Consider the following 9,574-nt stretch of genomic DNA (forward strand, 5'->3'; position numbering starts at 1 on the left):
CACCATCCCCCGTGGAGCCGACGCCACCTCCGGCGCCTGTCGCGCCGCCGCCGCGGGCTGCACCCGCCGCGCCGCCACGGCCCGAGCCGAAGGCCGCCGGCAACCCGTTCTCCGTGGAGGAGATCGAGGCCGAGTTCGCGCGCCTGCTGGGCCGGCCCCTCGACAAGCGCACCTGAGATCACGCGTTGACGGACGGTTAACCAGTTTTGGGAAGGGTCGGGCTCCGAGGAGGATCCGATGCTCAACCTGGACGCCCAGACCGCTCAGCGAAACCGCGCCTACCGGGCGTTCAAGCTCGACCGGGCCGGCCGCGTGTTCTCGGCCGAGATCGTGCCGGCCGCCGACGACACGCAGGCCCGCCGCCGCGCCCGGGCCATGGCCACGGACGAGGCGATCGAGCTGTGGGACCGGACCCGGTTCCTCGGCCGTTACGAGCCGGCCGCCCAAGCCCGCATGTGAGGGGCGAACCCCTCTTCCTCAATCGTACGCGCTTTCCCGCATGGCCAGGACGGCGACGAAGCTGAGCACGGCGGCAGCCGCGAGATAGAATCCGACGAAACCGATCCCGCCATAGGCCGCCAGCTCCTGGGCGATGTAGGGCGCCCCCGAGGCGCCCAGGATCCCGGCGAGGTTGTAGGTGACCGAGGCTCCCGTGTAGCGCACCCGGGTCGGGAACAGTTCCGGCAGAACCGCGCCCATGGGGCCGAACACCCAGCCCATCGCCAGCAGGCTGAGGCACAGGAAGCCCAGCACCGGCGGCCAGGTCCCGGCCGAGGCGGCGTTCCCGAGCATCGGACCCATCAGGAAGCCGAGGGCGAACACCGCGGCCATTCCGGAGAGCAGCACCGGCTTACGGCCGAACCGGTCGGCGGCAGCCCCCGAGATCACGGTCCCGAGTGCCATGAAGCAGACCGCGATGCACTCGAACATCAGGAAGGTCGGGCGGCTGTAGCCCAGCGTGCCGGTGCCGTAGCCCAGGGCGAACACCGTCGAGAGGTAGAACACGGCGTAGACCGCCACCATGGCGAAGGTCCCGATTAGTACTGAGCCGCCGTGTTGGGTCAGCATCGTGGCGAACGGCACGCGCTCGGGCTTCGCGTCGGTCAGCGCGGCCTTGAAGGCCGGCGTCTCGGTGAGCTTCAGGCGCACGTAGAGGCCGACCCCGACCAGGGCGGCGGAGGCCAGGAACGGCAGGCGCCAGCCCCAGGTCTGGAAACTCTCGGGCGACAGGCCGAAGCTGAGGCAGAGGAAGCCGAGATTGGCCAGGATGAAGCCGACCGGCGCGCCGAGCTGCGGGAAGATGCCGTACCAGGCGCGCTTGCCCGGCGGTGCGTTCTCCACGGCCAGCAGGGCCGCCCCGCCCCATTCGCCGCCGAACCCGATCCCCTGGCCGCAGCGCAGGATGCACAGCGCGGCCGGCGCCCACCAGCCCGCGGTGGCATAGGTCGGCAGGCAGCCGATCAGGACGGTGGACAGGCCCATGATCAGCAGCGAGGCGACCAGCGTCGCCTTGCGGCCGACCCGGTCGCCGAAATGCCCGAACAAAGCCGCCCCGAACGGCCGCGCGATGAACGCGATCGCGAAGGTCGCGAACGCGCTGAGCTGCTGCACCCCAGGCGCCCCCGACGGGAAGAAGACCGGGCCGATCACCAGGGCGGTCGCGGTCGCGTAGATGTAGAAGTCGAAGAACTCGATCGCGGTGCCGACGAAGCTCGCGGCCAGGATGCGGCCGGGGCTGGCGCTCGGTGCAGCGGCGTGCGGGCTCGCGGTCTCGACATTGTGCGGCATGGTCTGACGGAACTCGGGCGGCCGGTGCTGCTTCAGGTTGAGCGCGGCGCTTTCGCACGGGGCGGCTCCGGCGGGAACCCTGAATCCCACCAGCCGGCGGCGTAGCTGTGCGATGCCGCTGCGGCGGCCTTGCGTTCGACCGTCCCCTTCGCCAAGCTGATCGGCCTGTTTTCGAGAGGGATGCCGGCCGCGGTGCCCTCCCCCATCACTTGAGTATCGCGATGAGAGTCACCGTCGAGCGCGCGGCCCTGCTCAGGTCGCTCGGCCACGTGCACCGGGTCGTCGAGCGCCGCAACACGATCCCGATCCTGTCGAACGTGCTGCTGCGTTCGGAGGGATCGAGCCTCCAGCTCCGGGCGACCGACCTCGACATCGAGGTCACCGAGAGCGTGCCGGCCGACGTGGCCGATCCCGGCGCCACCACGGTCCCGGCGCACGTGATCTACGACATCGTGCGCAAGCTGCCCGACGGCGCCCAGGTCTCGCTGGAGACCGGCGGTGAATCCGGCCAGATGACGATCCGCTCGGGCCGGTCGCGGTTCGCGCTCGGCGCCCTGCCGGAGGGCGACTTCCCGGATCTGGCCGCCGGCGAGATGCCACACGGGTTCGAGATCGCGAGCGCCGACCTGAAGCGCCTGATCGACAAGACGCAGTTCGCGATCTCCACCGAGGAGACGCGCTACTACCTCAACGGCATCTACCTGCACACGCTGGAGTCCGAGGCCGGCCCGGTGATGCGCGCGGTCGCCACCGACGGCCACCGCCTCGCCCGGGTCGAGATCCCGGCCCCGCAAGGCAGCGTCGGGATGCCGGGGGTGATCGTGCCCCGCAAGGCGGTCGCCGAGATTCAGAAGCTCCTGGACGATGGCGGCGAGACCGTGGCGGTCGACCTGTCTCCCGCCAAGATCCGCCTGCGCTTCGCCGGCGGCCTGACCCTGATCTCGAAGCTGATCGACGGCACCTTCCCGGACTATCAGCGGGTGATCCCGGCCAACAACGACAAGCGGCTGACCGTGGAGCGCGACGCCTTCGCCAAGGCGGTGGACCGGGTCTCGACGATCTCGTCGGAGCGCGGCCGCGCCGTGAAGCTCGGGCTCACCGAGGGGCGCCTGGCGCTCTCGGTCAACAACCCGGATTCGGGCAGCGCCACGGAAGAGCTGGACGTCGATTACGAGGCCGCCGGCCTCGATATCGGCTTCAATGCCCGCTACCTGCTCGACATCACCGCGCAGCTTGAGGGCGACACCGCCCTGTTCAAGCTCGCCGACCCGGGCTCGCCGACCCTGATCCAGGATCGCGAGGGCGCGCCGGCCCTGTACGTGCTGATGCCGATGCGGGTGTAGTCGCAGGCTGTCATGCCGAACGCCGTGATCCTCGATCCAACTCGGGAAGCCTTGCGCGATCGTCTGATCACGGCGGGTCGCTTCGGTTCGCCGCAGGAAGGGATCGCGGCTGGCGTCGCGCTGCGGCTCCAGCACGAGGATCGCCTCGCGACGATGCCTGAGGCCTGGCGGAAGGGCATCGAGAGCGGAGATGATGAGCCGCTCGACGTCAGGCCGGATGCCTTGGGCGCGCGCTATGCCGCCATGGAAAAGGCCGGCCCTTGAAGCCGGTCGTTTTGTCACGACGAGCCCGAACCGATCTGCGCGCAATCGGTGCCGTCATCGTGGCTGACAATCAGACGCGCGCCGGCAGCTGCGTCTCGGAGCTGCGCGATTCGACCGAAGTCCGTCGCTCGGTCGTTAGCCGATGACGGACAGGCCCGCGCCGAAGATTGCTCTCACTGTACGGATCCTCATATTCCGATCTTGCCTGATCCTTCATCGCATTCCCGGCGACCGCATTTCGATCGGGCGCGTGCTGCATTCAGAGCGCGATCGCTCCACCTTGCCGCCTTATGAGTGAACTCGACGCCGCTGGATCCACGCGCCTGACCCGGCTGATCGCCCGCGACTTCCGCAACCACGCCGACCTCGAACTCAACCCCGGCGCCCGCTTCGTCGCGCTGGTCGGCGAGAACGGTGCCGGCAAGACCAACCTGCTCGAGGCGATCTCGCTGTTCGTGCCGGGCCGGGGCCTGCGCCGGGCGGAGTTCGCCGCCATGGCGCGCGTCGACGGCCCGGGGGGCTTCGCGGTCTCGCTCACCCTGGATCGCGACGGCGCGGAGCATCGCCTCGGCACCGGTCTCGAGCCGCCGGGGCCGGACGGGCGCACGAGCCGGCTCTGCCGCATCGACGGCGCCCCCGCTGCCTCGCCGGTGGCGTTCAGCGAGTTCGTCCGGGTGGTCTGGCTGACGCCGGATCTCGACGGCCTGTTCCGTGGCGCCGCCGGCGACCGCAGGCGTTTCCTCGACCGCCTCGTACTCGCAGTGGATTCCGGCCACGGTGCCCGGGTCTCTGCCATGGAGCGGGCGTTGCGCTCGCGCAACCGGCTGCTGGAGGACCGGCCCGACGACGGCCGCTGGCTCGACGCCGTGGAGCGGGAGGTGGCCGAACTCGGGGTGGCGGTCGCGCTTGCCCGCCGCGAGACCGCCGAGCGCCTGGACCGGCTGATCGCCGAGACGCGCGACGATTCCCAGCCCTTTCCCTGGGCGTCGATCCGCCTGGAGGGCGACCTCGACGACTTGGTGGCGGTCTGGCCGGCGATCGAGGCGGAGGATCGCTTCCGGCTCGCCCTGCGCAACGGCCGCAACCGCGACCGCGCCGCCGGCCGCACCCTCACGGGGCCACAGACCACCGATCTCGTGGTCCGCCACGGCCCAAAGGACGTCCCGGCCGGTACCGCCTCCACGGGCGAGCAGAAGGCCCTGCTGATCGGCTTGGTCCTGGCCCATGCCCGCCTGGTGCGCGCGATGAGCGGCATTGCTCCGATGATTCTCCTCGACGAGGTCGCGGCGCATCTCGATCCGCGCCGCCGGGCCGGCCTGTTCGAGGCCCTCGACGCCCTCCCCGGGCAGGTTTGGATGACCGGTGCCGACCCGGCCGCCTTCGCGCAGGCGGGCGACCGGACGGAGGTGCTGCGGATCGGGGGGTGATCGGGATCGCGGCCGACCGCTCTAGTTAGAGCGGAGGGAGCGCGCCGCGCGTCACCGCCGGGCCGCGGCGGCCAGGCTGGCGCGGTCGACGACCTCGATCGCGCCGCGCCGGAGCTCGATCAGGCCGGCCTCAGCCCATTGCGCGAGAATGCGGCTCACCACCTCGCGCACGCTGCCGACGTCGTCGGCGAGCGTCTGGTGGGTGACCATGGCGACGCCCCGGGGATCGGCTTCGGCCAGGATCCGCTGGGCCAGGCGCTGCTTGAGCGGGGCGAACGCGACCGCGTCGATCAGCGTGAACAGGCCGGACATCAGCCGCGTGTAGTCGTCCATGACGAAGCTGCGGAAGGCCGCGCTGTCGTCCATCAGGTGCTGGAACGAGCCCACCGGCAGCGCCGCCAGCTGGGTCCGCTCCTCGGCCACGCTCTCCGCCGGAAAGGTGCCGCCGGACAGGAGGCATTGCGTGGTCAGGGCGCAGGTGCCGCCCGGGCCGACCTTGTAAATCAGCACCTCGCGTCCGGCCTCCGACATTCGGAAGACGCGCGTGCGCCCGTCCAGGCACATCAGGTAGTTAGCGCATTCGCCATCGAGCTCGTACGCGGTGGCACCCGTCTCCAGCACCGGGAACTGCACGGTGCCCCGGGCGAGTTGCAGGTGCGCGGGGCTGAGGGCGCGCATCAGCGGAAACCGGTCGATCCAGCGCTCGACCATCTGCGCGTCCGTCATGGCTGGCGTCACCCTCCGGCCGCGACGATGGCGGATCGTCCGGCGCGCGTTGCGTTTTTCTCCCACCGTGCCGGACTTGTGTGACCTGGGTCACCGACCGGGTTCGGCGGCCCGGCATAGCATCGCGGCCCAACCAACACGATACGGGGCCGGCTCCGCCCGGCCCCCGATGGGAGTGAAAAGATGCGCCGCCTCGCCCTGAGCGTCATGCTGGCTACACTCGCCGCCAGTCCGGCCACGGCCGAGCAGGATCTGCTGCTCGGGGCCGACATGGCCTCGCCCGCGATGACACAGGCCGAGATGAGCCGCGCCGACGTCGAGGCGATGATCGCGGCCGCCGATGGCAAGCCGATCGATCTGCACGACAAAGCTTTGTCCGGCCTCGACCTGTCCGGGCTGAACCTGCATGGGGCCAACCTGCGGACCGCGCGCCTGAACAAGACCAATTTGCGCGGCACCGACCTCAGCGATGCCAACCTCGAACAGGCGTGGTTCATGAAGGCCGACCTGTCCGGCGCCAAGCTGGCGGACGCCAGGATGTTCGGCATCACCGCACGGGATGCCGATCTCACCGGCGCCGACCTCAGCCGGTCCAGGCCGATCGGCGACTTCAAGGGCGCCAATATGAGCGGCGCGACGCTCGTGGACCTCAAGGGCGGCGCCGACATCAAGAACCAGTCCATGGGGCTGATGCGGGCGGTGTTCACCTCGGTGAATCTCACGGGGGCGAACCTCAAGGGGCCAACCTCGGGCGATCGCGCCTGGAATACGCCGACTTGAAGGATGCCGACCTGACCGACGTCGTGCTGATGGGCTCGGACTTGTCCGGGGCAAACCTGACCGGGGCCACGGTGGCGGGCACGGACTTCAAGAACGTCGATGTCAGCGGCGCCCGGCTGATCGACCTCAAGGTTCAGGACCGCGCCAAGGACTGGGCCGGACGCGTGAACGCCGACCGGGCCGTCGTCACCCGCGCGGCACCCTGACCGGAGCGCTCACCAGAGCTCTCACCGCCGAGACGGCCTTTCGCGCATCGTACCGGATCTCAGAACCGGCACGACGCGCGCGGTCCTCAATCCGCATCGTCGTTTTCTGAGAGTGGGCGGCCACCGTTCGGAACGATGCTTGAATGCGCATCATCACCGGGCTTCGCGACGCGGCCTCGGGATGATCCGGGTGGTGTCAGCACCGACGCGGCACAGCCCGAGCACCACCAGCCAATTCCTGGGTCCCGAGGGCCGCAGACATCTTGGAAGCGCCGGCGCTCTTGGTCCGAACCGCCGCTACCGCGTGGGCCAGGAGAATACATTATCCGAACCCGGTCCAAGGCGGGAAATTTCTACCACAATCAACCGGCAGTTGTCTTATTGCGCAGCAACGTTGTCGGTTATAAGGAACCTATGTTTGTCAAGCTTCCGTTACGATAAATATCGGCCGAAAAATTCCTCATGTTAAAGCCAGCGTCAAATTTTTATAAGCTCAAAATCAGATGGATTGGCGACAGCTCACATGGTTAATGCGTAGCTTCTGTCGTATTATAATAATATGTGCACAGCCATCGACGCCGCTATCCGCCCGAGCCCTGTTGTGCTCTGGCGCGATTCGATCGCGGCGATGCCGACGCAGGGCTCACCCTGTCGCTTTTTGGCGGTGGAGCGCTGGGTGCGGCTCCGGCACAGCGCCCTCGACTTCATCGAACGATTTGGCGACGAGGCGCACGGGCTCGGTTGGACGACGGCCGATCTGTTCGGCGTCGACCCCCACTTCGGCACACGTCGGACCAAGCGGTGCGGCGCGCTGATGGTGGACGGCCGAGCGGTGTATCGGCTCGAGCTGCACAGGGTCAGGTTCACCATCAGCTCGGGGTCGGGAAACAGGTTCGACCAGCAGGCTGGCGTCCCGGTCTGGGAGTTCGCCGGGAACGGCGCCGCGCTCGGCTGAGGGAGCGGACGTGGAGCGGGTGGATAGGGCCTGAACGCGCAGTTTGCCCGCGCCGGCCCTATGATCTGCGCCGCGTTCGACGATGCATCGAGAGCGGCGAGTGGCTCTGCCGTCTACTCGTGCGGGCTACGCTGTTCACGGAGCGCGCTGCTGCACCCGGGCCAAGGCCGGCCCCGAGTGCGTCTCCCCCACCGCTGGGACCGGCGGATTCACGCAGCGGTGGCGGACGAGGCGCGAGGCCCCGCTCCCGTTCGGGAGCGGGGCCTGTCAGCCCAATGAGAGCCGATCTTTGAAGGTCGTAGCCCGCAGAGGGGACGGGTGCGTTACGCCGCCCGCACGGTGGAGAGGAAGCGGGACACTTCGGCGCCCAGGTGCTCGGACTGACGCGACAGCTCTCCGGCGGCGTTGAGCACCTGGCTTGCGGCGGCGCCGGTATCCTCGGAGGCCTGGGCCACGCCGGCGATGTTGCTGGTTACCTCGTTGGTGCCGGTGGCGGCCTGGGCGACGTTGCGGACGATCTCCTGCGTGGCGGCGCCCTGCTCCTCGACGGCCGCGGCGATCGAGGTCGCCACCGAGTCGATCTCCCGGATGCGCGCCGTGATGCCCCCGATCGCCGTGACGGCCTGGCCGGTCACGCCCTGGATCTGCCCGATCTGCTGGCTGATCTCTTCGGTGGCCTTTGCGGTCTGCGCAGCCAACTCCTTCACCTCGGAGGCCACCACGGCGAAGCCGCGGCCGGCTTCGCCGGCGCGGGCGGCCTCGATGGTGGCGTTCAGGGCCAGCAGGTTGGTCTGCCCGGCGATGTTGGAGATCAGGCCGACCATGTCGCCGATGCGGGTCGCCGCCTGGCTGAGCGCCTGCACGAGATGATGGGTCTGGTCCGCCTCGCCGACCGCCGACTGGGCGAGTCCGGCCGATCCGAGTACCTGCCGGCCGATCTCCTGGACCGACGAGCCAAGCTCCTCGGCGGCGGCGGCCACGGTCTGGACGTTGGCGGCGGCTTCCTCGGCGGCGGCGGCCACCGTGGTGGATTGGGTGGCGGTCTGGGTGGCGCTCGCCGTCATCGACTGGGCGGTCGCCTGCAACTCCGTCGCCGAGGACGAAACCAGGCCGACGATGCCGCCGACGGCGCGCTCGAACCCGTCGGCGAGCTCCAGCATGGTCTGCTTGCGCGCAGCCGCTGCCGCCTCCTCGGCAACCCGCCGGACCTCGGCCTCCTCGGCGGCCTTGCGGGCGACCATCGCCTTGATGCCCTCCACGGCTTTGCCGACGGCGCCGATCTCGTCCTTGCGGGCTGCCTCTTTGATCTCCGCCTCGATCTCGCCCTTCGCCATCCGCTGCAGCACGGCGACCAGGCGGTCGAGCGGCCGGGTGATGCCGACCATCGCGATGAACGCGGCCAGGACAGCGCCGGCGAGCATCCCGAGGGCGCTGACGATCATCAGGCTGAGGCGCGTGGCATCGGTCTTGGCCGACAGGTCGTTGGACCCCCTCTGCATGAAGTCGTTGATGTCGTTGGACAGCGCGTTGCCGTCGACCATGAGGGTCGAGAAGGTCGGATCGATCGCGGAATGGACCAGGGCGATCGCCTGGTCGTTCTGGTTGCTGGTGCCGAGGCGGCGCACCTCGGTGACGTCGGTGAGGAACTTGTTGATTCGCATCGCCAGCGCGTCGATGCGCGGCGCGAAACTGGGCGCGTGGTCGCGCAGCGACTTGAGCGTTTCCTTCAGGTTCGGCACTGCGGCCTCGAACCCCGCGTTGGCGGTCCGGATCTGGTCCGCGTCGGTCTCGGCGATGATCCGATAGACGAAGTAGTTGAGTTCGAAGACGAATCGGTTGAGGCGCCGGCCTTCGGCTACGGCGACGGCCTCGTCGTTGATGAACGCGCTGTAGGCGTCGTCGATCTGGCTCATGCGTGACTGAGCGTACCAGACGCAGCCGCCGACAATGACGCCGATCGTAATTACCCACCCCCTTGCGCGGGTTGGGTTTCGCTGATTCCCTCGTGGGATGGTTCGTACCGATCTTGAGCGGCTGAGCCGCGAGGAGTTGATCGAACTGGTGCTGCGGCTGCAGCGTCCGGAT

8 protein-coding genes and 1 pseudogene are annotated in these 9,574 nt (G+C 69.1%); 6 read left to right on the forward strand and 3 right to left on the reverse strand.

All coding sequences use genetic code 11. The features are described 5' to 3' along the window. The first annotated feature begins 237 nt into the window (after positions 1 to 237). Positions 238 to 459 (forward strand): hypothetical protein, encoded by a 222-nt coding sequence (locus FV242_RS30620; RefSeq protein WP_147941550.1) that lies wholly within the window; start codon positions 238 to 240, stop codon positions 457 to 459. An 18-nt stretch (positions 460 to 477) separates the two neighbouring features. Here the strand turns inward: FV242_RS30620 and FV242_RS30625 are convergent, their stop codons facing one another. Next, positions 478 to 1,788 carry an MFS transporter gene (locus FV242_RS30625; protein WP_147941551.1) on the reverse strand — a complete coding sequence of 437 codons (1,311 nt, stop codon included), beginning with the start codon at positions 1,786 to 1,788 and terminating at the stop codon, positions 478 to 480. A 221-nt stretch (positions 1,789 to 2,009) separates the two neighbouring features. On the opposite strand from FV242_RS30625, the gene dnaN reads away from it, so the two are divergent. The 3 genes from dnaN (at position 2,010) to recF (ending at position 4,822) form a co-directional block, all read left to right on the forward strand. Then, positions 2,010 to 3,131 (forward strand): DNA polymerase III subunit beta, encoded by a 1,122-nt coding sequence (gene dnaN / locus FV242_RS30630; RefSeq protein WP_147907571.1) that lies wholly within the window; start codon positions 2,010 to 2,012, stop codon positions 3,129 to 3,131. Between the two features lie 12 nt (positions 3,132 to 3,143). Next, positions 3,144 to 3,395 carry a type II toxin-antitoxin system ParD family antitoxin gene (locus FV242_RS30635; RefSeq protein ID WP_147907572.1) on the forward strand — a complete coding sequence of 84 codons (252 nt, stop codon included), beginning with the start codon at positions 3,144 to 3,146 and terminating at the stop codon, positions 3,393 to 3,395. Between the two features lie 290 nt (positions 3,396 to 3,685). Next, entirely contained in the window at positions 3,686 to 4,822 is a 1,137-nt protein-coding gene (recF, locus tag FV242_RS30640; protein ID WP_147907573.1) for a DNA replication/repair protein RecF, read from the forward strand. 51 nt (positions 4,823 to 4,873) lie between these two features. Here the strand turns inward: recF and FV242_RS30645 are convergent, their stop codons facing one another. Further along, positions 4,874 to 5,548 (reverse strand): Crp/Fnr family transcriptional regulator, encoded by a 675-nt coding sequence (locus tag FV242_RS30645; RefSeq protein ID WP_147941552.1) that lies wholly within the window; start codon positions 5,546 to 5,548, stop codon positions 4,874 to 4,876. A gap of 183 nt (positions 5,549 to 5,731) precedes the next feature. Here FV242_RS30645 and FV242_RS30650 point away from each other — a divergent pair. Both FV242_RS30650 and FV242_RS30655 read left to right on the forward strand, forming a co-directional pair. After that, positions 5,732 to 6,534 (forward strand): annotated as a pseudogene (locus FV242_RS30650) (pentapeptide repeat-containing protein). A 601-nt stretch (positions 6,535 to 7,135) separates the two neighbouring features. After that, complete coding sequence (locus tag FV242_RS30655) at positions 7,136 to 7,489, forward strand: hypothetical protein (RefSeq protein WP_147941553.1); 354 nt, start codon at positions 7,136 to 7,138, stop codon at positions 7,487 to 7,489. A gap of 323 nt (positions 7,490 to 7,812) precedes the next feature. On the opposite strand, the gene FV242_RS30660 is transcribed toward FV242_RS30655, so the two are convergent. After that, positions 7,813 to 9,402, reverse strand: a complete 1,590-nt coding sequence (locus tag FV242_RS30660) for a methyl-accepting chemotaxis protein (RefSeq protein WP_147941554.1) — start codon at positions 9,400 to 9,402, stop codon at positions 7,813 to 7,815. Between the last annotated feature and the right edge of the window lie 172 nt (positions 9,403 to 9,574).

The sequence above is a fragment of the Methylobacterium sp. WL64 genome, from assembly GCF_008039945.1.
Classification (GTDB): domain Bacteria; phylum Pseudomonadota; class Alphaproteobacteria; order Rhizobiales; family Beijerinckiaceae; genus Methylobacterium.